This window comes from Streptomyces sp. NPDC038213 (assembly GCF_055600495.1).
Genome location: NZ_JBVJYM010000032.1, coordinates 18,654 through 40,500 on the forward strand (window position 1 = coordinate 18,654; position 21,847 = coordinate 40,500).

Annotated in this window: 23 protein-coding genes; 10 read left to right on the forward strand and 13 right to left on the reverse strand. The window is 74.0% G+C overall.

Annotated features, from left to right (window positions below):
- The first annotated feature begins 114 nt into the window (after positions 1-114).
- From ACZ7JZ_RS30290 to ACZ7JZ_RS30300, 3 genes are read left to right on the forward strand one after another with little or no spacing between them, the layout of a single operon-like run.
- Positions 115-801, forward strand: coding sequence for a HemK2/MTQ2 family protein methyltransferase (locus tag ACZ7JZ_RS30290; protein WP_470944929.1), 687 nt, complete (start codon positions 115-117; stop codon positions 799-801).
- The gene (locus ACZ7JZ_RS30295) at positions 785-1,069 is read left to right on the forward strand and encodes a CDGSH iron-sulfur domain-containing protein (protein ID WP_470944932.1); all 285 of its coding nucleotides are present in this window, start codon (positions 785-787) and stop codon (positions 1,067-1,069) included. The genes ACZ7JZ_RS30290 and ACZ7JZ_RS30295 overlap by 17 nt, the downstream gene beginning before the upstream one ends.
- 43 nt (positions 1,070-1,112) lie before the next feature.
- Entirely contained in the window at positions 1,113-2,312 is a 1,200-nt protein-coding gene (locus tag ACZ7JZ_RS30300) for an iron-containing redox enzyme family protein (RefSeq protein ID WP_470944935.1), read from the forward strand.
- A gap of 28 nt (positions 2,313-2,340) precedes the next feature.
- Here the strand turns inward: ACZ7JZ_RS30300 and ACZ7JZ_RS30305 are convergent, their stop codons facing one another.
- Positions 2,341-5,679 (reverse strand): S8 family peptidase, encoded by a 3,339-nt coding sequence (locus ACZ7JZ_RS30305; protein WP_470945047.1) that lies wholly within the window; start codon positions 5,677-5,679, stop codon positions 2,341-2,343.
- A gap of 626 nt (positions 5,680-6,305) precedes the next feature.
- Between ACZ7JZ_RS30305 and ACZ7JZ_RS30310 the strand changes: the two genes are divergently transcribed.
- Entirely contained in the window at positions 6,306-7,070 is a 765-nt protein-coding gene (locus tag ACZ7JZ_RS30310; protein WP_470944937.1) for an alpha/beta fold hydrolase, read from the forward strand.
- Positions 7,071-7,100: 30 nt separating this feature from the next.
- Here the strand turns inward: ACZ7JZ_RS30310 and ACZ7JZ_RS30315 are convergent, their stop codons facing one another.
- A complete protein-coding gene (locus tag ACZ7JZ_RS30315; protein WP_470944938.1) occupies positions 7,101-7,622 on the reverse strand; it encodes a hypothetical protein in 522 nt (173 codons plus the stop codon).
- A 244-nt stretch (positions 7,623-7,866) separates the two neighbouring features.
- Between ACZ7JZ_RS30315 and ACZ7JZ_RS30320 the strand changes: the two genes are divergently transcribed.
- Positions 7,867-9,198, forward strand: coding sequence for a M23 family metallopeptidase (locus ACZ7JZ_RS30320; RefSeq protein WP_470944941.1), 1,332 nt, complete (start codon positions 7,867-7,869; stop codon positions 9,196-9,198).
- Between the two features lie 109 nt (positions 9,199-9,307).
- Here the strand turns inward: ACZ7JZ_RS30320 and ACZ7JZ_RS30325 are convergent, their stop codons facing one another.
- The 8 genes from ACZ7JZ_RS30325 to ACZ7JZ_RS30360 all read right to left on the reverse strand — a co-directional run bounded on the left by ACZ7JZ_RS30325 (position 9,308) and on the right by ACZ7JZ_RS30360 (position 14,565).
- Positions 9,308-9,880, reverse strand: a complete 573-nt coding sequence (locus ACZ7JZ_RS30325) for a hypothetical protein (RefSeq protein WP_470944942.1) — start codon at positions 9,878-9,880, stop codon at positions 9,308-9,310.
- Between the two features lie 9 nt (positions 9,881-9,889).
- Positions 9,890-10,537 (reverse strand): hypothetical protein, encoded by a 648-nt coding sequence (locus tag ACZ7JZ_RS30330; RefSeq protein WP_470944944.1) that lies wholly within the window; start codon positions 10,535-10,537, stop codon positions 9,890-9,892.
- A 60-nt stretch (positions 10,538-10,597) separates the two neighbouring features.
- Complete coding sequence (locus tag ACZ7JZ_RS30335) at positions 10,598-11,866, reverse strand: zeta toxin family protein (RefSeq protein WP_470944945.1); 1,269 nt, start codon at positions 11,864-11,866, stop codon at positions 10,598-10,600.
- Positions 11,863-12,126, reverse strand: coding sequence for a hypothetical protein (locus ACZ7JZ_RS30340; protein ID WP_470944947.1), 264 nt, complete (start codon positions 12,124-12,126; stop codon positions 11,863-11,865). The genes ACZ7JZ_RS30335 and ACZ7JZ_RS30340 overlap by 4 nt, the downstream gene beginning before the upstream one ends.
- Positions 12,127-12,270: 144 nt before the next feature.
- Entirely contained in the window at positions 12,271-12,927 is a 657-nt protein-coding gene (locus tag ACZ7JZ_RS30345; RefSeq protein WP_470944948.1) for a hypothetical protein, read from the reverse strand.
- A gap of 111 nt (positions 12,928-13,038) precedes the next feature.
- Positions 13,039-13,527, reverse strand: a complete 489-nt coding sequence (locus tag ACZ7JZ_RS30350; RefSeq protein ID WP_470944949.1) for an MSMEG_6728 family protein — start codon at positions 13,525-13,527, stop codon at positions 13,039-13,041.
- A 59-nt stretch (positions 13,528-13,586) separates the two neighbouring features.
- The gene (locus ACZ7JZ_RS30355) at positions 13,587-13,964 is read right to left on the reverse strand and encodes a nuclear transport factor 2 family protein (RefSeq protein ID WP_470944951.1); all 378 of its coding nucleotides are present in this window, start codon (positions 13,962-13,964) and stop codon (positions 13,587-13,589) included.
- A 13-nt stretch (positions 13,965-13,977) separates the two neighbouring features.
- The gene (locus ACZ7JZ_RS30360; RefSeq protein ID WP_470944953.1) at positions 13,978-14,565 is read right to left on the reverse strand and encodes a hypothetical protein; all 588 of its coding nucleotides are present in this window, start codon (positions 14,563-14,565) and stop codon (positions 13,978-13,980) included.
- A gap of 182 nt (positions 14,566-14,747) precedes the next feature.
- Between ACZ7JZ_RS30360 and cutA the strand changes: the two genes are divergently transcribed.
- Complete coding sequence (gene cutA, locus ACZ7JZ_RS30365; RefSeq protein WP_470944955.1) at positions 14,748-15,104, forward strand: divalent-cation tolerance protein CutA; 357 nt, start codon at positions 14,748-14,750, stop codon at positions 15,102-15,104.
- A gap of 34 nt (positions 15,105-15,138) precedes the next feature.
- On the opposite strand, the gene ACZ7JZ_RS30370 is transcribed toward cutA, so the two are convergent.
- Entirely contained in the window at positions 15,139-16,176 is a 1,038-nt protein-coding gene (locus ACZ7JZ_RS30370) for a PP2C family protein-serine/threonine phosphatase (protein ID WP_470944957.1), read from the reverse strand.
- A gap of 657 nt (positions 16,177-16,833) precedes the next feature.
- Here ACZ7JZ_RS30370 and ACZ7JZ_RS30375 point away from each other — a divergent pair.
- Positions 16,834-17,307 (forward strand): ricin-type beta-trefoil lectin domain protein, encoded by a 474-nt coding sequence (locus ACZ7JZ_RS30375; protein ID WP_470944959.1) that lies wholly within the window; start codon positions 16,834-16,836, stop codon positions 17,305-17,307.
- Between the two features lie 99 nt (positions 17,308-17,406).
- Here ACZ7JZ_RS30375 and ACZ7JZ_RS30380 read toward each other — a convergent pair whose 3' ends face one another.
- Positions 17,407-17,787, reverse strand: a complete 381-nt coding sequence (locus tag ACZ7JZ_RS30380; RefSeq protein WP_470944961.1) for a nuclear transport factor 2 family protein — start codon at positions 17,785-17,787, stop codon at positions 17,407-17,409.
- A 162-nt stretch (positions 17,788-17,949) separates the two neighbouring features.
- Between ACZ7JZ_RS30380 and ACZ7JZ_RS30385 the strand changes: the two genes are divergently transcribed.
- Positions 17,950-19,656, forward strand: a complete 1,707-nt coding sequence (locus ACZ7JZ_RS30385; protein WP_470944963.1) for a WG repeat-containing protein — start codon at positions 17,950-17,952, stop codon at positions 19,654-19,656.
- Here the strand turns inward: ACZ7JZ_RS30385 and ACZ7JZ_RS30390 are convergent.
- Positions 19,637-20,791 carry an NADH:flavin oxidoreductase gene (locus ACZ7JZ_RS30390; RefSeq protein WP_470944965.1) on the reverse strand — a complete coding sequence of 385 codons (1,155 nt, stop codon included), beginning with the start codon at positions 20,789-20,791 and terminating at the stop codon, positions 19,637-19,639. The genes ACZ7JZ_RS30385 and ACZ7JZ_RS30390 overlap by 20 nt on opposite strands.
- 255 nt (positions 20,792-21,046) lie before the next feature.
- Here ACZ7JZ_RS30390 and ACZ7JZ_RS30395 point away from each other — a divergent pair, with 255 nt between their 5' ends.
- Entirely contained in the window at positions 21,047-21,472 is a 426-nt protein-coding gene (locus ACZ7JZ_RS30395; protein WP_470945049.1) for a MarR family winged helix-turn-helix transcriptional regulator, read from the forward strand.
- Complete coding sequence (locus ACZ7JZ_RS30400) at positions 21,472-21,828, forward strand: ribosomal protein L7/L12 (RefSeq protein WP_470944967.1); 357 nt, start codon at positions 21,472-21,474, stop codon at positions 21,826-21,828. The genes ACZ7JZ_RS30395 and ACZ7JZ_RS30400 overlap by 1 nt, the downstream gene beginning before the upstream one ends.
- Positions 21,829-21,847 lie beyond the last annotated feature (19 nt).

Below are 21,847 nucleotides of genomic sequence, written 5' to 3' on the forward strand. Positions count from 1 at the left end.
AGGCGGCCGGTACGGGGCAGGCGAGAGAACCGGGACCCGGACGGGCCGGGCGCGCACCGCCGCCCCACCGGTCCGGTCCCGGCGACCCGCTGCCCAGGACCACGGAGGTGCCAGGTGTCCACAACCGCCCTCACCGCGGGCGTGCTGCCCGCGGGACTCATCGCCCTGCCGGGCGTCTACCGGCCGCAGGGGGACACCGGCCTCCTCGGCCGGGCCCTGCACGAGGAGGACGTCGGCCCGGACACGGACGTGCTCGACATCGGCACCGGCACGGGCGCCCTCGCCCTCCTCGCGGCGGACCGCGGCGCCCGCGTCACCGCCGTGGACGTCTCCTGGGCGGCCGTCCTGACCGCCCGCCTCAACGCCCTGCGCCGGGGACTGCCCCTGCGCGCCCTGCACGGGGACTTCGCGGAGCGCACCCGCGGCCGCCGCTACGACCTGGTCCTCGCCAACCCGCCCTACGTCCCCGCCCCCGGGCGCGCACTGCCGCGCCACGGGCGCCGCCGGGCCTGGGACGCGGGCCGCGACGGGCGCGTCCTCGTGGACCGGATCTGCGCGGCGGCCCCGGCGCTGCTGCGCCCCGGCGGCGTACTGCTGATGGTGCACTCCGGGATGTGCAGCGCGCACGAGACCGTGGACCGGCTGCGCGGGGCGGGTTTCGAGGCCGGGGTGCGCTCGCGCTGCCTGGTCCCCTGGGGCCCGGTGCTGCGCTCCCGCCGGGCCTGGCTGGAGGCCCGCGGCCTGGCCGCCGCGGACGAGGACCGGGAGGAACTGGTGATCATCCGTGCCCGCGCCCGCTGACCGCCCCGCGGGTACGGACGGGGGTGCGGACCCGGGGACGGCTGCGGACCCGGGGACGGATTCGGGCGCGGGGTCCGGCCCCGCGCCTGCCGCCGCCCGCCGCGTCAGCGTGGAGCCCGGCGGCCCGGTGGTGGTCGAGGGCCCCGTGGAGATCGTCCTCGACGACCTCACGGTCGCCCGCTCCGACCGCTTCGCCGTCGCCGTCTGCACCTGCCGCCGCAGCCGCACGTACCCCTGGTGCGACACCAGCCACCGCCGCCGCGCCTGAGCCCGGCCCCAAGCGCCGACGGACCAGAGAACAGGAGCCCCCCATGCCCGCCGCCGCATCCGCGGAGACCACCGCCCCCGAGCCGACCGCCACCCCCGCCGCCCCCGGACCCCGCCTGCCGGCCGACGGCCGCGGCCACCTCTCCGCGGCCGTGGTCCGCGCCCTGCGCTCCGGCGGCCCGCCCCGCCTCACCGGGTCCGGGACCGGGGCCGGAACGGACGCAGGAGACGCAGGGGACTCGGCGGGCCCCGCGGACGTACAGGACGCCGTCCGCGCCGCCGACCCGTACGGAGAGGACGTCCAACTCGCCCTCTACCTCCTCTACGAGCTCCACTACCGCGGTTTCGAAGGCGTGGACGACGACCGCGAATGGGATCCCGCCCTCCTGCACCTGCGCCGGGCGCTCGAAGACCGCTTCCTCGGCGCCCTGCGCACCGACCTGGCCGATGCCCCCCGCACCGCCGAGGTCGCCCTCGCCCCGCTGCTGGTCGAACCGCTCGACCACTCCGGCAGCCTCAGCCACCGCCTGGCGACCGGGGGCGAGCTGTGGCAGCTGCGCGAGTACGCCGCCCTGCGCTCGCTCTACCACCTCAAGGAGGCCGACCCCCACGTCTGGGTGATCCCCCGGCTCACCGGCCGCGCCAAGGCCGCCATGGCCGCCATCGAGTACGACGAGTTCGGCGCCGCCCGGCCCGAACGGATCCACGCCCGCCTCTTCGCCGCCCTCATGGCCGACCTCGGCCTCGACCCCGTGTACGGCCGCTACCTCGACCGGGCCCCGGCCGCCCTCCTCGCCACCGTCAACCTGATGTCCCTCCTCGGCCTGCACCGCGCCCTGCGCGGAGCCCTCGTCGGGCACTTCGCCTGTGTGGAGGTCACCTCCCCGCCCGGCTCCCGCCGGATGGCCGCGGCCATGCGCCGCTGCTCCGCGGGCCCCGCCGCCGAGGAGTTCTACGCCGAGCACGTGACCGCCGACGCCGTGCACGAGCAGGTCGTACGGCACGAGGTCGTCGGGGGCCTCCTCGCCGATGAGCCCGCACTCGAAGCCGACGTCGCCTTCGGCTGCGCCGCCACCCTGTTCCTGGAGGACCGCCTCGCGGACCACATCCGCGGCGCGTGGGACCGCGGGCGCAGCGCCCTGCGCAGCCCGCTGCCGGACCCGGCGGACCGCGGGGCCGACAGCCCCGGCAACGGCAGAGGGGAGGCCCCGGCCGAGTGCGCGGCCGGGACCTCCCCGAAGTGACGGGCTGTCAGCCCGTTTGCTCTGCTGCCTACTTGCCCAGGTAGGCGTTCTGGATCGTCACCGCGGACTTGTTGCCCTGCTTGTCCGTGACGTGAGCGCGGAAGGAGATGCCCTTGTCCTTCGCGGGGTTCTTCACCGTGACCGCGCCGTTCTCGACCGCGACGCGCTGCCAGGTGCGGCCGCCGTCGTAGCTGACGGCCACCGCGAGCGCCTTGAGGTTCCTCCCCGCGGCGGAGCCCTGCACCGTCACCGGGATCCGGACCTCCTGGCCGGCCGGGGCGCGCGAGGCGAGGTCGACGGGGGCCGCGAAGCGGACCGTGGACACCGGCAGGGCGGTGGTGGCCGCGACCTGCTTCGAGCGGAAGGCGAAGGCCACGTCGATGCGCGTCGAGACCCGGGCGTTCTTCGCCGGGCGCTTCACCGAGGCGGTCAGCCGGTACTCGGCGTCGTCCGCGCCGACCGCGAAGGGCTCGAAGCCGCTCAGCGGGTCACTGTTGCGGGCGACCTCGACCCCGTTGCGGTAGAGCGTCGTACGGGCCGCGGTGTACGCCGAGGAGCCCGCGTGGCCCGCGCCGTCCGTGAACAGCGGCACCGCCCCGACGAGGTGCTGCTCGCCCGTGTCCGGGTCGGGCGCGGTGCGGAAGACGCCCAGCTTCTTGTTCAGCATCGGCCCGAAGACACCGGTGTTGAAGGTCTCCCGGTACGTCCGGCCGGCCTCGTAGCGCTTCGGGGCGACCGTCTCCTGGTTGCTGTCGAAGGTCGGGAAGCCGTGCTCGTCGGGCGCACCGTACTGCTCCGAGCGGGTCACCCACTTGACCGCGTCTGCCGTGGACACGTACAGCGTGCGCGTGCCCGGAGCGGGCTGGCGCGAAGAGAAGCCGTTGCCCTCCGGCGCCCCGGGCAGCTGCGGGAACGGCGCGGTCAGGGCGGCCTTGCCGGGGGCGGAGGCACCCACGGCCACCTTCACGACCGCCAGTTCGGAAGCCTTCACGTGCTTGGTGAAGCCGGTCGCGACCTTCTGCTGCTTCCCGCCGAAGGCCACGGCGTACTGGGCCTTCGCGCCCTTGAGGAAGTGCGCGTCCCAGGTCTGCAGCAGCGAGCCGTCGGTGACCGCCGGACCGGCGTGCGCCGTGCGGAAGCCCTCGAACCCGCGCAGCACCCAGCCGTTGCCGACCCGGCCGATGTCCGTCGCGCGCTCGTAGTACGTACCCGCCCAGTCCGCCTTGCTGAGGCCCGGAACGGTCAGGTCCACCGGTTTCGCGGCCCGCGCGTCCACGGTGATCTTCGTGGCGCGGTTCACCTCCAGCTTCGGCTGCGCGATCCAGTCGGCGCCCTTCGCCAGGTCCGAGGGGTCCTGGTACACCGAGGTGTTGAGCATGTACGAGCCCTTGGGCACGCGGATCTTCTGCGCGCCGGGCTTGCTGTCGATCCGGGCCTGGAAGCCCGCGCCGAGGCCCGCGACGCCGATCAGGGTGTTGGTGTAGCTCGCGGCGTCGGCGCCGTCGCGGCCGAGGGTCCGCAGCGTGATGTCGTACGACTCCGCCTCCCGGACCGCCGTGGCCGCCGTACGGACGGACTGCCCGCCCGCGGTGGCGGTGACGTACCCGGAGTACGCGCCGTCGGCGGTGCCGATCCGCGTGTCGGCGGTCAGCGCCACCTCCGCGCGGCCCCCGGCGGGCACGGTCAGCGTGCTCGCGCCCAGGGTGAAGAAGCCGGCCGGGGCGGGCTTGCCCGAGGGGTCCAGGGTGGCCACCGACAGCGCGAGGGTGACGTCCTTCGCACCCAGGTTGCGGTAGGCGAGCTTCTTCGTCCGCGGCTTGTCGTCGGCGTGCGGCCAGCTCGCGGTGCCGAAGGCCAGCGAGACCGGCTCGGCGATCACGGTCTGGTCCAGTGCCCGGTCCACCTGGATGCGGCCCGAACCCTGCTGGAAGGCCGTGTACGCGCCGCCCTTGGTGGAGCCGGCCAGCACGCCCTTGAGCTCGGCGGCCTTCCACGCCGGGTAGCGCTGCTTGAGCAGCGCTGCGGCGCCCGCCACGTGCGGGGTCGCCATCGACGTGCCGTCGATCGCGAGGTAGCCGGGGGCCGGGTGCGGCGTACCGGGGCGGACGTCGATGGCGCTGCCGGCCGCCGCAGCCGCGGCGATGGCCACGCCCGGGGCCGTCACGTCCGGCTTCACGGCGCCGTCGCCGACGCGCGGGCCGGTGCTGGAGAACGGCGCCAGCTTGTCGTCCTTGTCCACGGCGCCGACGGTCAGCGCGGCGTCCGCACTGCCCGGGGAGCCCACCGAGGACGGGCCGGTCTCGCCCTCGTTGCCCGAGGCGATGGCGAACAGCACCCCCTTCTCGGCGGTCAGCCTGTTCACCGTGGCCTCCAGCGGGTCCACGCCGGGGGAGTCCGGGCTGCCGAGGCTCAGGTTCACCACGTCCGCGCCCTCGGCGACCGCCCACTCCATGCCCGCCACGATCGCGGAGTCGTCCCCGAAGCCGTGGTCGCCCAGCACCTTGCCGCTGATCAGCTCGGCACCCGGGGCCACGCCCTTGTACTTCCCGCCCGAGCGGGCGCCGGTGCCGGCGGCGATCGAGGCCACGTGCGTACCGTGCCCGACCCGGTCCTTGGCGTCCGGGGAGTCGGAGAAGTTCTTCTCGCCCTTGACCTGGGTCCGCAGATCCTCGTGCGTGCTGTCCACACCGGTGTCCAGGACGGCGATCCGCACGCCCTTGCCGTCGTACCCGGCCTGCCAGGCCCGGTCCGCGCCGATCTGCCGCGTGCTGCGGTCCAGGCTCGCCTTGCGGACCCCGTCCAGCCACACCCGGGAGACACCCGCCGCGGCGGCGCGCATCCCGCCCCGGCCGCGGTCGGTCAGCGCCTCCCACACGGCGGCCGCGGAGTCCGGCGGGGCCTGCACGGAGTCCGCGCCGAGCGCCGGGAGCGTACGCAGCACCTGCGCACCGCCCCCCGCCCGCATCCCGGCCCTGGCCTTGTCCTTCGCCCTGCCCGCGTCCGCGTACTGCACGATGAGCTTGAGCCCGTCGCGGTGGCTCCTGCGCAGCGCGGGGTCGGTCAGCACGCCGATGTCGAAGAGCCGCTCGTCGAGCGTGCCCGCGGCGATCAGGCGCTCCGCGTCGGCGGGCACCACCAGGGTGCGGTCCCCGGTGCGCTGGATCCGTACGGGTATCCGCTCGCGGCCCGCGGCGGCCTCGAAGCCCACCACCCGGCCGCCGGGGCCCACGACGACGCGGTCGCCGGTGAGGAGCTGGATCCGCTGGTTGCCGCCGATCCGGGCGGTACCCGAGCCTGAGCCGGAGGCCGAGAGCGGCCCCGCCGTCGCCGCCGTGTACGAGCCGATCGCCGTGGCCGGCCCGGTCATTCCTGCCACGAGCGCCACCGAAGTGGCCACCGTGACGGTGAAGGCGCCTGCCGTCTTCACATGTGCGCGCAAGTCTCCCCCAGGAGCTTGGGATGGGGTGGGGTGGGGTGTCATTCCGGCCAGGGGCGCAGAGCTGCGGTCGGCCGGGGTGAGCGCAGTATGTGAGCCGGGAAATGCGGTGATCAACCACGGCACCCCCGCCGAACCGCCCCATCCACCGCTTTCAAGCCACGTGACGGCCCCGGAGTTTGACGACCGCAAGACCGCACTGTGACCGTTCCATGACCACCCCGCGATCACCCCGCAACCACCCCACACCCCACCCCACCCACAACCCCCACCCCCACCGGCCCCACCCCACCCCCCTCAATCCGGAATCCCCACCACCACTTCCCCACGGCCAACTTGGCCGTTTCCGACAGCACCCGGCGAGCGGGGAAGGGCTGCCCCCGACTCGAAGCCGAAGCGGCAGCCGGCGCGGGCGCCGTTCCCGTCCGCCGCTAAGGTGGCCGTCTTGCCGGTGGCCGCCGGCTGGTGGGCCGGAGCAACCCCGCTGCCCGCAGCGGTGGTCGGGGGAGCGCGCGTATCAAGGCCCGGAGTCGCGCGCCGGAGTGTGGGGGAGAGCCGTGTACGCCGCTGCCGTAACGACTCGGGGCGATCAGATGCGCTGGGTCGAGCTGCCGGGGGAGGAGCCCGCCCGCGTGTACGTGCACGGCCTGGGCGCCACCTCGCCCGCCTACTTCGCCCGGGTCGCGGTGCACCCGCTGCTCGCAGGCCGCCGTTCGCTGCTCGTCGACCTGCTCGGCCACGGCCTCAGCGACCGGCCCGCGGACTTCCCGTACACGCTGGAGGCGCACGCGGACGCACTCGCCGCCGCGCCGGCCGAGGCCGGCGTCGAGGGCTGCGAACTGGTCGGCCACAGCATGGGCGGCTCGGTCGCCGTCGTCCTGGCCGCCCGGCACCCCGCGCTCGTCTCCCGCCTGGTGCTCGTCGACGCGATCCTCGACCCCCTCACGCCCGTCCGCGGGGCCGCAGGCAGCAGCGGGATCGCCGCCATCCCGGAGGAGGAGTTCCTCGCGGGCGGCTGGGAGGAGATCCGCGAACTCGCGGGCCCGCACTGGTGGTCCACGATGCGGCTCGCCGGCCGCGAGGCCCTCCACCGCAGCGCCGTCCACCTCGTCCGGGCCACCGTGCCCACGATGCGCGCCCTGCTCCTGGACCTGGACGTCCCGCGCACCTTCCTCCACCCCCAGACCGACGGCCCCGTCCCCGGCACCCCCGAACTCACCGCCGCAGGCGTCACGGTGGTCGGCATCCCCGCCTGCGGCCACAACGTCATGCTGGACAACCCGGAGGCCTTCGCCCGGGCCACCGCCACGGCCCTGGGCTAGCCTTCAGCACCCGCTGCCCCCGCCCGCCGCTTACCGCGCCAACATTGCGCGGAGCCGGTCCGCGGAGGCGGCACCCGAGGCGCGTACGGTCAGCCAGGACCCGTCCGCGCACGCGATGTCCACACGCCGCCGTGTCCGCCGGGGCCACGGGGTCCGCCGTACGCCCGCGTGCGCGCACACGGCCGTGTCCGCCGGGTCCGGCCATGCCGCCCGTACGCCGATCCGGCCGTCCGCCACGAAGAGCAGGCAGTCGGCCTCCTCCGTCCGCCGGGCGTCCCGCACCCAGTACGCCGTGTGCACCGCGAGGACGAGCCGCCCCGCGTCCCCGTCCCAGCCTCCCCGCGTCGCGGGCCCGGCCCAGACCCGCACGGCGAGGCGCCAGGCCTTCGCCACCGGATCGAACAGGGCGGCCAGCGCCCCGGGCGCGTCATCGGGCAGCTCAGCGAGGAACCGTACGAGGAAGAAGTCCCGCAGCGCCCGCCACCGCGTCCGCCGCGGATGCGGCGGCAGCAGCCGCACCCCCGGCCGCCGCCCGTACCGCGGCAGCCCCACCTCGAACGGGAACCCGGACGGGAACTCGGCGTCCGTTCCCGTTCCCCGTCCCGTTCCCCGTCCCGTTCCCGTCTCCGCCATCCCGACCCCCCAGCCCCGCCCCCGATACCTGCAACCCATGCGCAATAGCGCTGCGATAAGCCCGCGATGTGCGGTCTTCCTAGCGTCACCCCCGTACGCACAACCGCCACGGTACTCACACCAGTACCGCCGCCACCCACCCCACACACCTGCGGAGACCCCGTTGAAGCGACTGCTCGCCACCGCCACCGCCCTCGTGTCCCTCGCCGGAGCCCTCGCCATCGCCGCCCCCGCGCAGGCCGCCGGGCCGCGCCCGCTCTTCCAGCTGCCGTTCCCCTGCGGCGAGCAGTGGCGCCTGGCGACGTACGCGGGCCACGACGACTACGACATCGACCTGACCCGCCCGGACTGGAACTCCAACGACCGGCCGGTCGTCGCCTCGTACGGCGGCACGGTCAGCTACGCCGGCTGGGACAACGGCGGCGGCAACATGGTGGTCATCGACCACGGCAACGGCTGGAAGACCGAGTACCTGCACCTGATCCGCCCGGCCCCGGTCACCTCCGGCCAGCGCGTCGAGCAGGGCCAGCGCATCGGCAACGTCGGCTCCACCGGCGACAGCAGCGGGCCGCACCTGCACTACGCACAGCGCCGCGACGGCGCCGTGGTCCAGTCGTACTTCAACGGCGCCCCGTCCGACATCACCGACGACGCCCGCGCCAACTCCTACCTGGACACCAGCCGCAATTGCGGGGGCGTGACGGCAGGCGGCACGATGCACTCGGTCTGGGGCGACTCGTCCGGCTGGCACGCCGGGTCGATGGACAACATCAAGGCCGACCTGGTGGCCGCGGTCGACATGGGCGAGGCCTTCCCGCAGGCGATGGTCGTCAAGGACGGCTGGATCCAGCAGGTGTGGGGCAACAGCAGCGGCTGGCACTACGGCAACACGGGCATCCCCGCCGCGGGCGTGACCGCCATCTCGGCCGTGAACATGGGCGGTTCGCACCCGCAGGCCGTGGTCGTCAAGAACGGCGTCCTGCACTTGGTCTGGGCCGAGGGCACGGCCTGGCGGATCGGCAGCATGGACGGCATCACCGCCGAACAGGTCACCGCGCTCAACCGCGGGGGCAAGTTCCCCGAGCTGATCGTCCTGAAGGGCGGAGTCCTCCACTCGGTGCGGGCCGACGCCTCCGGCTGGCACGCCGGCTCGATGGACGGCATCAGGGCCGACATGGTCGCCGGAGTCCACACCGGCGGCGCCTTCCCCCAGGCCATGATCGTCAAGGACGGCCAGGTCCAGCAGGTGTGGGCCGACAGCAGCGGCTGGCACGCCGGCAGCACCGGAGTCTCCGCCGCGGGCGTCTCCTCGATCTCGGCGGTGTACATGGGCGGCACCCACCCGCAGGCGGTCCTCGTGAAGAACGGCGTCCTGCACCTGGTCTGGGCGGACGCCTCGGGCTGGCGCTCGGGCAGCATGGACGACATCCCGGCCAACGCCGCCTCCCCCCTCAACCGAGGCGGCAAGTTCCCGACGGTCCTCACCCTGCGCTGACGAAACCCCCGCCGGCCAGGTCCGCTGCCCGGGAGCCGTCTCCCGGCACACCGGGCACCCGGAACACCGGCCACCTGGCACGCCGGGGAGACGGCTCCCGGGCCGTGCGTCACGGGTCCAGCGTCGGGGCCTCCCTGAGTACCAGCCACGTGCCGCCCGGCTGGCGGGTGCAGATCACGTACAGCTCCTGGGGGGCCTCGCGGGTGGTCGTGCCGTCCGCGGCGGTCAGTACGGGGACGTAGGTGACGCGGAGCACGGCCCGGGTCGGGGTCGTCCGGGTCGTGGTCGCCCGGACGTCGGCCGGGGCTCGTGTGGCACCGGGCGGCGGCGGGTCCCAGACCGGCTGGCCCATGCCGCGCTCGGCGTTGTCGGGGCGCATGTACTCCTCCGCGCGGCGCGGCGGGGCGGAGGCGTCGGCCGCCCTGACCGTACGGCTGGCCGTGACGTACCCGGTGGCGGCGGCCTCGGGGGTGGCGGGGGCGGCCGTACGGGAGGGGGCGGGACCGGGCGGGCGGTAGCCGGGATCCGGCTGGAGTACGGGCGGGCTGGGGCTGGCGGCCGGGACGGCATCGGCGCCGGGTTCCCCGCCGGAGCCGCCGGGTTCGCCGGGGCCGCCGCAGCCGGCCAGGACCGCGCAGAGCGCGGCGGCGGCCAGGACCCGGGGGAGTACGGGGACGTGCATCGGGGGCTCCTAGCTCAGCGGCACCGGCCCCTTGCCGGACCCGGAGACGAGCCCGGACCCCACAGGACGGGGACTCGCCATGCGCGTCAACCGGGCCGCGAGCACCCCAGCGGAATCCACCCCCGCCGCAGTGCCGCCGCTCGGGGCAGGGGCCTCCCGTACCCCGACCGCCGTCTGATGGCGGGCCGCGGCCTCCGGATCGTCCGCCCTGGGGTCGAACCACTCGTGCGCCTGCTTCATCGCCTCTTCGGGAGTGTGCGCCGCGTGCAGGAGCTGCGTGTACAGGTGCATGGCTCCGGGGTGCCGCTGGGTCAGTTCGGCCGCCAGGAGGTTCGCGGCGTCCTGGGCCCCGGGATCGGAGTGGACCCGTAGCCGCGCCACGGCCCAGGCGGTGGTGAGCTCGTCCGTGGTCGCCGCGTCGCGCCAGTCCTCGTCGAGGGCCCGCTGCCACTGCACACGGGCCGTGGGCAGCCGAAGCCGCTCGGCTGCGGCCTCGGCACGCAGGCGCTCCGCCCCGTCGGACCGGCGCCGCTCCAGCGCAGCAGCAGCCGTCGCGGCGGCGTCGGCCAGCTGGACCAGGAGGGCGGAAGCCCGTGCCGAGGCGGTCCCCAGCGCCTCGTTCAACGGGTCGGTTCCGTACTCCAGCGGGCTGCTCACGGGGCACCCCTCGCGCCGGTGCTCACACGTCCCACCCGCGTCCGAGGCCGCCGGGCCGACTCACAGGGCCGGTCCCCGGTGCGGATCGGGGGCCGCGGCCCGGGCCGCCCCGGGCTGCCCCGCGCCCCGGTCCGCCGACTGCTTCGGTGCTCCTCGTGGTGCGCTGAGTGCCGCGAGGCGGGCGGCAGCCACGGCCGTGCCTCCCGCGGTCTCCGCTCCGGCGGACCCCTGTCCCTGGGCCCCTTGTGCCGGCCTGCCCCGGGCCTCGGCGTAGACACTCCGTACGGCGTCCTCGGCGGCCCGTTCCGGCGCGGCGAGACCGGCGCGGCGCAGGGCCTCCGCCTGTCCGGCCACTGCGGCGTCGGGCAGGAACTCCGGCAGCCGGGCCGAGTCCTCCGGGAGCCGGTTCTCGACCAGCCGGGAGAGCAGGGGACGGGTGGTCCGCTGGGCCGCCCTCTCCAGGTCCCGGTCGTCGGCCGAGACCATGGCGGCCACCGCGTCCGCGTCCGTGAGCAGCTGCCGGAGCACGGGCCGGCTCTTGTCGTTGATCTCCCCGCGGACCGCCATCGTGACGGTCACCCGCTGGTGCTTCGCCAGCCATGCGCGCGCCTCTGCGGGAGGCAGCGTCTGTGACCTCCTGGCCTGCAGGGCCTGTACGGCCTCAGGCCGGTCCTGCCACGAGCCGCCGGCAGCCCGCTCGTTCACGTAGAGGTCGGCACCCGAACGGTCGGTGATCACGATGCGCTGCACGGCGCTGCTCCGCTCGGCGCCCGCAACCGTCTCCGGCACCATGCGGTACGCGAGCTCCTGGAGCTCGGGGGGTGTCCACCGGCCGCCGTCGAGGAACCGGCCGAGTGCGTCGAGCCGGCTGGTCTCCTCGCGCACGGCGAGGGCGACCACCTCCACGTGACGGCCTGCCCCGGCGAAGCGCTCCGCGGTGCCGATGGTCATCTGCGGGTCCCGGAACACCCCTTCGAGCACGAGCGAGTAGTCGTGCTCCATCGCATACTCGATACTCATCCGCACCCAGGCCCCGGAGGCCTGAGCGGTGGCGGTCTCCCGGGTTTGTGCATCTTCCCGTAAGAGCTCGGGATAGCGGGGGTGGAACGGTCTGAGCTCGTCTCCGGTCAGCGGAACGACATTGCCGCCGTGCCGCTCCATGGCCCCGATCATGGCCTGGCTCTTTCCAGCGCCCGGCTGCCCGCCCAATAAGACCAGTGTTGGCTCTCGCTGGGGCTTGTAATCACCGAAGACGAAATCTCGGATCAGCTCATCGAATCGAGCCTTGAGCTGGGCCTCCGTCAAGTAATAGGCACTAGGGTCGGTCACCGGCCGGCCTTCAGGTCCTCAATCGTGCGCTTCCACGTCGCCATCTGCGCGAGCAACGCGTCCCGGTCGTACGGTGGCACTGCCCTACGGCAGTCGCGTACCGCTAGCACAGCCTCCCACCACCGCGTGCGCTCGGCCTGCTCGGTCGCTGCGTCGTACCGCTGGACGTAGATGGCGATCAGCTCATTGCCGGTCTCGGCGAAGATGTCGTAGACCATGGCCGTCGAGGTGTGCTCGTACGGATCGGATGCGGAAGACATGCGCTCCCCTTCTGCTGTGTCGAGATCGACTGGGGCCCACGCACCCGGATCGCTCGAGAGTAGGACAACTTAACAAGATTCAAACGGGGTTGTGCGGGCTGTGGATCACGGCGCAGGCGGTGTGACGTCCCGATTCGGACTGCGTCAGCGAGGGCTCGGCGCATGCACGGCGCAGGAAGGACCCTGGCGGGGCGTGCGGTACGCGGCCCGGTCGCGGAGGCGGCCGGTCCAGGGGGCGTCCGGTTCCATCCGGCGGATCAGCAGGTGGCGGCTGCTGCCCTGGTGTACGTGGCCCCGGTACTCGGTCAGCAGGGCCTCGCCCTCCGGCCCCTCCGGGATCAGGGTCCGGGCCTGCTCCTCCAGGAGGCAGAACGGGCAGTACCCGCCCGGCGGTATCCGGAACTGCCGCCCCTCCGGACGGGCGTCCGTACCGAACGCCGTGACCATCAGACCGCCCGTGTAGGGGACGAACAGGCCTATCAGCTGCGGTGGTTCAGAGGCGGCCACCGTGCCCACCAGTGCGCGCAGCCCCGCCGGGTCCAGCACGCTGACCTTCTTCAGCCCGTCCCGCCCGGCGCCCACCAGCGCGTGCACCGCGCCCACGGCCGACAGCGCCGCCACGGCCAGCACGGCCCCCAGCGGCTGCGTCGCCGCCAGCCCGTACAGCACCATGGCGTTCGCCACCGCACCCACCGCCACCGCGGCTCGCAGGCCCGCACCGCTGCGCCGCACCCCGTGGTAGACCAGCAGCAGCACGGCCGCCGACAGCACCACCACGCCCAACCCGCCCAGACCGCCCACGTGCAGCCCCCTCCGTCCGCCGCGCCCGTCCGGACGCGCCGCCCCCGGTCAGCATCCCGCAGCACCGGCCCCGCGTCGACACCCCCGCCGCTCGCCCGCCAACGCTGGCCCTCACTCCCTTCCCAGCGCGTCCGGATCCCGGTCCGAGTCCGGCCACACGTACGGCAGGTCGTCCGGTACGTCCGGGAACCGCTCCCGGTAGTAGTCCGGGTCCTTGCGCACCAGCGCGGACCGGTGGCTGCGGTGGAACTCCGGCAGCCCGAGCCACGGCGGCAGCTCCCCGGCGGCGGCCAGCTCCTCCTGCGTCCGCACCGGGCCGCCGTCCGGCAGCCGGCTCCGGAGGTCCGCCACCATGGTGGCGGCGCAGGTGTCCGCCCGCCCGGTCTCCGTCCACACCCCGCAGACCTCGAGCCCGTACCGTACGAGCGCCTCCTCGTACCCCGCCCACATCCGCACCGCCGGGTGCCTGCGCCACCCGTACCCCGGCACGGTCAGCCCGCGCAGCACCTGGAGGGCCTCGACCCGCTGCTTGCCCAGCCGCCGCCCGTCCAGCACGGCCGCCGAGGCCCCGAACGACGGATAGGGCAGGAACGTCTGCACCTGCGGGCCACCTCCCTGCAGCAGGTCCCGCGGCAGCGCTGCCGCAGGTCGGCAGCCTCCTACACCAGGTCGGTGTACGCGACCCGCCACTCCGGGCGCTTCTGCTCCCCGACCCCCGTCCAGTACTCCGTCCCGCGGACGACCCGCCCCTCGCGGACCGTCCAGAACGAGGCCGCCCGGAACACCCCGACGCCCTCGTGCGGCACCTCCACCTCGGACACGACCTGATCGCCGTCCGCGACGATCCGCAGCACCCGTATCTCCCAGCCCTCGGGGTACTCGCTGTTCACCGCGACATAGTTCCCCCGCCCCACGATCCGCTCCCCGGTGACCGGCCACTCCACGACGGCCCCCTCCGCCACCAAGGCCCCGACACCGTCCCAGTCCCGCGCCTGGATCCGGTCCCACAGTGCTTCGACCACGCTCAACGGTTCCATGCGCGCCACCTTCTCAGACGCCTCTGACAATGCCGCCGGCGAAGGCGGCGAGGGTGTGGAAGTCCTCGGCCCGCAGGCCGATGCGCGGGTTGACATGGTGGAGGAGGGCGGGAGCCGGGTGGTGCGCGTGTACGTAGGCGTGGTCCTGCTCGCCCTGCTCATCGTCCACCCAGGCGAACGGGCAGCCGGCGGCGTGGGCGAGCAGGTGGTCGGTCTTCCAGTGGACCCCGTCTGGGCGCTCCCGCAGCAGGTCCGCGCCGAAGTCGACGAAGGGCAGCTCGGGGAGACCGAGCACGGGGGAGATGTACCGGTTGGCCTCCGCCATCCACGTCGTCGCCCAGCACAGCTCGTAGCCGTCGCCCCCGTCTCGGCCGGCACCAGAACCGGCGCCGTCGCCGAGGGTGAGCAGGGCCGGGCCGTGCTCCGGGTTGAGCCACACCCGCAGGGGCCGCCGCCGCGCAGACGGTCCGCCCCCATCCGGTGGGTTCGCGTCGTCGCGGGGGACGCGCAGGGTCGTATAGCCGAGGGGGCGCCGCTCAGGCTGCGCCGCGTACGGGTTGAGCGGACCGTCCACGTCGAGGAACAGCAGGGGTCGGCTCATTGCCTCGGTCTCCGCCTTCGGTCGGCTGTACGGCCAGCCAGGATCGCACCCGGCCGCGACCTGTCCGCCAGGGTCCGTGCCGTCTCTGCGCTTCACGTGGAACCGAGTTGGTCCTCCGGGGACTCCATGGGGGTGAGGCCTGCGGGTGCGGGTCGGGTGCGACTCGGTGCGAGGAGGAGCGAGTGGTGGACAGCGGGGGCCAGGGCGCGGGCGGGGTTGTGGTGGCCCAGACCACGGTGGACGACGAGTCGGTGGCGTACGAGCTGGCGCAGGGGGCCGTGCAGGCGCGGCTGGCGGCCGGGGCGCACGTCGACGCGCGGATGACCACCTTCGCCTGGCGTAAGGACAAGGTGCACCACGGCCGCGAGTACCGGGTCTCCTTCCAGACCACCGCCGGGCGGGTCGCGGAGCTGGGCGCCTGGGTGCGTGAGCGGCACTCCCACACCCACTCCGAGCCGATGTGGCTCGTCCTCCCGCCCGCCGAGGGCTCCGCGGCGTACGCGGACTGGGTGCGCACGGAGACGGGGGCAGGGGGGTGACCGGCGGGCCGGGCCCGACCGGTCGTGGGGCGGGTCAGGATTCCAGGAGGCGTACGGCGAGGGCTGCGACGTCGTCGTCGAGGCTGCCGCGGCGGTAGCGGAGCAGGTCGCGGTGGAGTGCGGCGAGGAGGGCGCGCGGCGGCGCCGCCGGGCGGCCGCCCATCCATGCGGCCAGCGGGAAGAACGCGCCGTCGTCGGCCCGGGCCTCCGCGATGCCGTCCGTGTACAGGAGCAGCAGGTCCCCGGGGGACAGGTCGAAGGTGTCGACGCCGTAGTCGTCGCCGATCAGCTCCGCGAGGCCGAGCGGCGCCGCGGAGGCGGCGGGGTCGAGGACGCGCAGCCCGTCGCGGCGGCGCAGCAGGGGCGGGGGGTGCCCGCAGTTCAGGAGGGAGATGCGGCCGCCCCCGTGCGGGATCTCGACCAGGAGTGCGGTGGCGAACCGCTCCAGCGCCGCGTCGGCGGGGAAGGCGGCGCTGTAGCGCATGGTGCTCGCGTCCAGCCGGCGGGCGACCCCGACCAGGTCCCGCTCCCCGTACGCGGCCTCCCGGAAGGCGTTCACGATCGCCGCGGCCGCCCCGACGGCCGGCAGCCCCTTGCCCCGTACGTCCCCGATCAGCAGCCGCACCCCGTACGGGGTGTCCGCCGCCTCGTAGAAGTCCCCGCCGATCCGGGCCTCCGCCGCGGCCGCGACGTACAGCGACTCGATCTCGACGTCGCCGAAGCGGCGGGGCATGGGGCCCAGCACCACCTGCTGCGCCGCGTCCGCGACCAGCCGCACCTGGAAGAGGGTGCGCTCCCGCTGGAGCCGGACGTGGCTGCCGTACGCCGCTGCCACGGTGACCGCGATGATCCCCGCGCCCGTCCACCAGGTGCCGAGGTCGGGGAAGACGAGGCTGAGGCCGATCATCAGCAGCAGGCAGACCGTGCCGAGCAGGACCGTGGGCAGGACCGGCCACATGGCGGCGGCCAGTGCGGGTGCCGCGGGCAGGAGGCGGCTGAAGGCCATCTCCGGGGGAGTGGTGTAGGCCAGGGCGGCGATCACGACCGTCAGGACGACGGGCGACAGCCGCACGAGGTTTCCCGGGCCGGGGCGCCGGCGGAACCGCGGTCGTCCAGACTCGATCACATCTCACACAATATCCATGCAAGTGGTGTATAGCGCCCCGGGTGGGGAGCAACGCACCGGCGGGGCGGATTCGGGGGACGGGTCGGCTCGTACGCGCGTACGTACGCGGACGGGGCGCGGGTGCGTGGAGGGCGTCGCCCGATTGTTTCGCGCCAGGCGATTCCTGTCATTCCCTGCCATTCTCCGGAATTGCGATTTTCTCCCCTAGGGGTGCGGGGGTCGGGGGGCTTTTATCTACGGCTGTGTGGGGTGATGGGTGGCGCCCCGTCTTTTCTTGCGACTGCTTGAATGGAACGTTTTTCCGTCCACTCCCCGGGATTTGGATTTACGTTTTTCCTGGAGGTGGGAGGGTGGGGTGGAGGTTGGTGGTCCGGCCTCCCCTGGTCCGGGCGTATAGCCAGCTCGGAGCGGGTTTCGGCCATAGCGGAGACCTGGTCGGATAATCCGTCGACTGCCTGATGCGGGTGAACTGTTCGCCGTAGCCGTATGGGCCGGACGGCGGCCCCTGGTACTAATTCTCACGCACTCGAAACCGAGTCGGATAGCCCCGCTTTCCGGTCGTGCGTGAAATATGCAGACCGGCTCCAGAATGGAATACGCGCCATGCGAAACGTCCTCCGCAAGACTCTCGCCGTCGCCGCGCTGGCCCTCACCGCCTCGCTCCTGCCGGCCGGCCAGGCGGGGGCCGCCGCCCCGCAGGCCGCACGCACCCCCGGGCTGTACTGCCTGGCCAACGCCTGGGAGACCCCGAACATCTCGAGCAAGCCGTGCGACTCCGCCGACCGCGGCCAGCGCTGGACGGTCTCGGGCCACCAGATCGCCCTGACCGACGCCCCCGGCTACTGTCTCGCGAACACCTGGAACAGCGCGACGGTCTCCACCAAGCCCTGCAACCCGAACGACCAGGGCCAGTACTGGAACGTCGACGGCCAGCGGATCTCGCTCACGTTCGCCCCGGCCTACTGCCTCGCCAACGCCTGGGGCACCCCGAACGTCTCCACCAAGCCGTGCGACTCCGCCGACCGCGGCCAGAGCTGGGTGGTCTTCAACCGCCAGATCAGCCTCGGCCTCGCCTGATCCCCCACCTGCACCCTCCGTCCGCCACCACACCGTGCCCGGGGCCGCCGCAACGGCCCCGGGCACGGGTTTGCCAAGGCTGAGGGGGGCCCACGGCGCTCAGAACATCGTGTTGCCGTTCGCCGAGGTGGGCGGGACGACCTGGAGTACGTCCCAGTGCTCGACGATCCGGCCGTCCGCGTCGAAGCGGAAGATGTCGATCCCCGCGTACTCCTCGTCCGGCCAGACCTGCCGGCAGTGGAGCACGACGTGGTCGCCCTCGGCGAGGACGCGCTTGAACTCCACCCGCTTGCCCGGGTACTCCGCGGCCATCCGCTCGAAGTAGTCGACGAAGGCCTGCTTGCCGTCGCCCACGTGCGGATTGTGCTGGATGTACGTGTCGCCCGCGTACCGCTCGATGGCCTCGGCGGGGCGGCACTCGTTGAACATCAACTCGTAGAACGCCTTGGCCGTGGCCTTGTTCTGCTCCGGGTCGCCCATGGGGCCACCGTAGCCGGGCTGCCCCGGCAGTGCAGCCGGACGTGGAGCGGGGCGGGCGTCGTCACTCACTGTCACACCCGGGGCTTAGGGTTCGGAGGTGGTTGGCTCGCTGGCCATTTCGCGGTCGTGGGCTTGTCCCTTACAGGACTCAGGAGTTCCGTCATGTTGATGTCTGCGCCCCATGCCGTGCCTGTGGCCGGTGGCGGGGAGTTCGGGGAGCGGTTCGCGCTGGTCGGTGGGGACGGGCGGCTGGTGCGGGGGGCCGAGTTTGCGGCCGTCGGGGTGTTCTGTGCGGACGGGCGGGGCGGGTTCACTGCGCCTGCGGCCGGGCTCGACGGGCGGTGGGGGTACCTCGGCGGGGACGGGGAGTGGCGGGGGGAGCCGGGGTACGAGAGGGCTTCGGCGTTCGACGCTTCCGGGCGGTCGCGGTTCCTGGTGGAGGGGGTGTGGGGTTTCGCCGACGCCGCCGGGGCCGTCGTCGTGCCCGCCCGGTTCGCCGCGGCCGGGCAGTACCGGCTGGGGCTGGCCGCCGTACGGACCGCGGAAGGGGCGGGGTACGCGGACGGGACGGGGGAGGTCGTGATCGGGGGTGCGTACCGGGAGGCCGGGCACTTCGCGCCGAACGGGCTCGCCGCGGTGGTGACGGAGGACGGGGCGCGGGGGTACGTGGACCGCGGCGGGCGGCTCGCGGTGGCCGTTGCCTTCGATGAGGCGCGCGCCTTCAACTCCGCGGGTACGGCGCCCGTGCGGATAGGCGACGACTGGGGGCTGCTGGGCGAGTCGGGGGAGTGGGTGGTGGAGCCCTCCTTCCGCTTCCTGTCCGCTTTCGACGGCAACGGCCTCGCGTACGCCGTCGGAGAACTCGACGGCGCCCGCTGCGGGTTCGTCGACCACCGGGGCCGGACGGTGGTCACGCATGCGGGCGAGCTGGCCGGCGAGCCGACGCACGGTCTGATCAAGGCGGGCGACGGGTACACCCGCGGGTTCCTGGACGCGCGCGGGGCTTGGGCCGTCGAGCCCGTGTACGCGTGGGTCGACCACTTCGACGCGGGCGGCGCGGCGGTGGCCCGGCCCGAGGAGGGCGACGGGTGGGGCGTACTGCGGGCCGCGGACGGCTCGTACGTGCCCGTCGGGCACCCGGAGCCGCTCACCGACGACGAGGGCTGGGTCGTCGGCTTCGACGGGGGCCACGGCCTGGCCCCCTTCCGTACGGAAGAGGGCCACGTGGCGTACGTCGGGCGGGATGGCCGCGAGGTGTGCCGGGTGGCCCCGGACGCCCCCGACGGCAGCGCCGTCGTCCTGCGCGACGCGCGCGGCGGGGCCGTCTGGCGCGGGGTCGCGGAGCCCGGCACCTTCCGGCCCGAACCGGCCTTCCTGAGCGGGGACCCCGTCGGCTACCTCTCCGCGGGCCTCACGCCGGAGACCGATCCGGAGCCCCTCGTCAGCGAGTTGGAGCAGCAGACCCCGCGGCCGTTCTACCCCCGGTCCCTGATCTTCGGTCCCGGCGACGACCCCTACGACCTGGAGGAACTGGACGAGTACGACCTGGAGTCCGCCTCGCACGGTGCGATACGCATCCTCGCGAGCACCTGGCTGGCCGCCGAAGTGGAAGCGGAGTACCCCTTCCTGGACGACAAGATCCAGGAGGGCTTCGGCCGCATCTACGACGCCTTCGCAGCCTCGCTGCGGGCCCGTTACGGAGACCCGCTGCCGCACTGGAGCCCCTGCCTGCGCAGCGGCGACGGGAACGCCTCGCTCGTCTGGGAGGTGGCCGGCCGCCACCTGGTGCTCGAGCAGTACTACCAGATAGGCGACGGGGACCGGGAGTGCCAGATCTGGCTGGCGCTCGTCAGCGGCTCAGGGTCCTGAGCGAGGCGGCGTCGTACGGCTTCAGCTCGTCGAGGCGGTTGCCGAGGACCTTCGCGGCCCACTGCGGGTCCTGGAGGAGGGCGCGGCCCACGGCCACCATGTCGAACTCGTCGCGCTCCAGGCGGTCGAGGAGGTTGTCGAGGTCGCCGAGCGCCGCGCCCTCGCCCGCGAAGGCGCGCAGGAAGTCGCCGTCGAGGCCGACCGAGCCGACGGTGATGGCCGGCTTGCCGGTGAGCTTCTTCGTCCAGCCCGCCAGGTTCAGGTCCGAGCCCTCGAACTCCGGGATCCAGTAGCGGCGGGTGGAGGCGTGGAAGGCGTCGACGCCCGCGGCGGAGAGCGGGGCGAGGATCGCGTCCAGCTCCCCGGGGGTGTGGGCGAGGCGCGCGTCGTACGCCTCCTGCTTCCACTGGGAGTAGCGGAAGATCACCGGGAAGCCGGGGGAGACGGCGGCGCGGACCGCGGCCACGATCTCCGCGGCGAACTTCGTCCGGGCCACCGCGTCGCCGCCGTAGGCGTCGGTGCGGCGGTTCGTGCGCTCCCAGAGGAACTGGTCGAGGAGGTAGCCGTGGGCGCCGTGCAGCTCTACGCCGTCGAAGCCGATGCGCTCGGCGGCGGCCGCCGCCTGTGCGAACGCGCCGATGACCTCGTCCAGGTCGTCGAGGGTCATCGCGCGGCCCGTGCCCTCGGTGCCGTCCACGCGGATGCCGGAGGGGCCTACCGCGGGGGCGTCGGCGTACGGGGCCTCGCCCTGCTTGCGGACCATGCCGATGTGCCACAGCTGCGGCACGATCGTGCCACCCGCGGCGTGCACGGCCGCGGCCACCTCGGCCCAGCCCGCGAGCTGCTCCTCGCCGTGGAAGCGCGGCACCCGGTCGCTCTGGCCGGCCGAGTCGTGGCCGACGTACGTCCCCTCGGTGACGATGAGTCCGACCCCGGCCGCGGCGCGGCTGGCGTAGTACTCCCGCACGTCCTGTCCGGGCACGCCGCCGGGGGAGAACATGCGCGTCATCGGCGCCATCGCGATGCGGTTGGGGACGGTCAGCCCGTTCAGGGAGACCGGCCGGGACAGGATCTCGGCCGCGCGGGACGCGGGGGAGGGCGAGGAAGGGGAGGCGGGGGAGGCGGTGACGGTCATGCGGGTCCTCCTGGCAGGCGGCGGCGCGGGGTGGGGCGGCGCGGAGTGCAGCTGGCGGTTCCTTGAGGTGTACGGGGTGCCACGGCGGCGAGGGAGCTCCGTGGAGTTCCACAACGGCCGTCGAGGTCAGCCCGAAGTGCATCGTACACACGATATGTATCATGCATATGTCGGGTGCCGGTCGGGGCCCGGAATAATGGAGCGCCGGGAACGCGAGCGGGAGGCGCCGTGCTGGAAAGACTGGAGCGGGAGCTCATGCTGCTCTCGCGGCACCAGGTGCTGGCGCGCCGCGAGCGCGACCCCGAGCGGCTGGACCGCTCCGCCTACCTCCTCCTGTGCCGCATCGAGACGCAGGGCCCGATGTCCATCGGGCAGCTCGCGGAGGCCTTCGCCCTCGACGCCTCCACCGTGAACCGCCAGACCGCCGCCCTGCTGCGCTGCGGCCTCGCCGAGCGCGTCGCCGACCCCGCGGGCGGCATGGCCCGCCACCTGCGCATCACGGCCGAGGGCGCGCGCCGGCTCGCGGAGGACCGCGAGGTCAACCGCTCCTGCCTGGCCCGGGTCGTCGCCGACTGGTCGCAGGAGGAGATCCGCGCACTGGAGGACGTACTGCTCCGTCTCAACCGCAGCGCCGAGGCCGTGGAGGGCCGCCACTGGCCCCGTGCGGAGGACCGCCCGTAATGGAAGAGCCGGGCTTCCGGGTTCTGGTCACGGGGTCGGGGGACCGCAAGGTGGACGCGGTCCGTGCGGTCCGGACGCTCACCGGCCGCAGCCTCTGGGACAGCAAGCTCCTGCTGGATGGTGCGCCCGTGGCCGTCACCCGGCCCGACTGGCTCGAAGCAGCCCAGGACGCGGCCGCTGCCCTTGAGGCCGCAGGTGTCCAGGTGACAGTGGTGTGCGACTGGTGCGACCGGACCGTTGCGCGCGAGGGCGCTCCGCTCGACCCCGGCCCATGTCGTCCGTGGCCTGCCGGGGCCTGTCGAGCCAGCTGTCCACCGGAAACTGACCGGGTCCGGCCGCTGCTGACGGACTCGTAGCCGGACCTGCGAGGGCCCG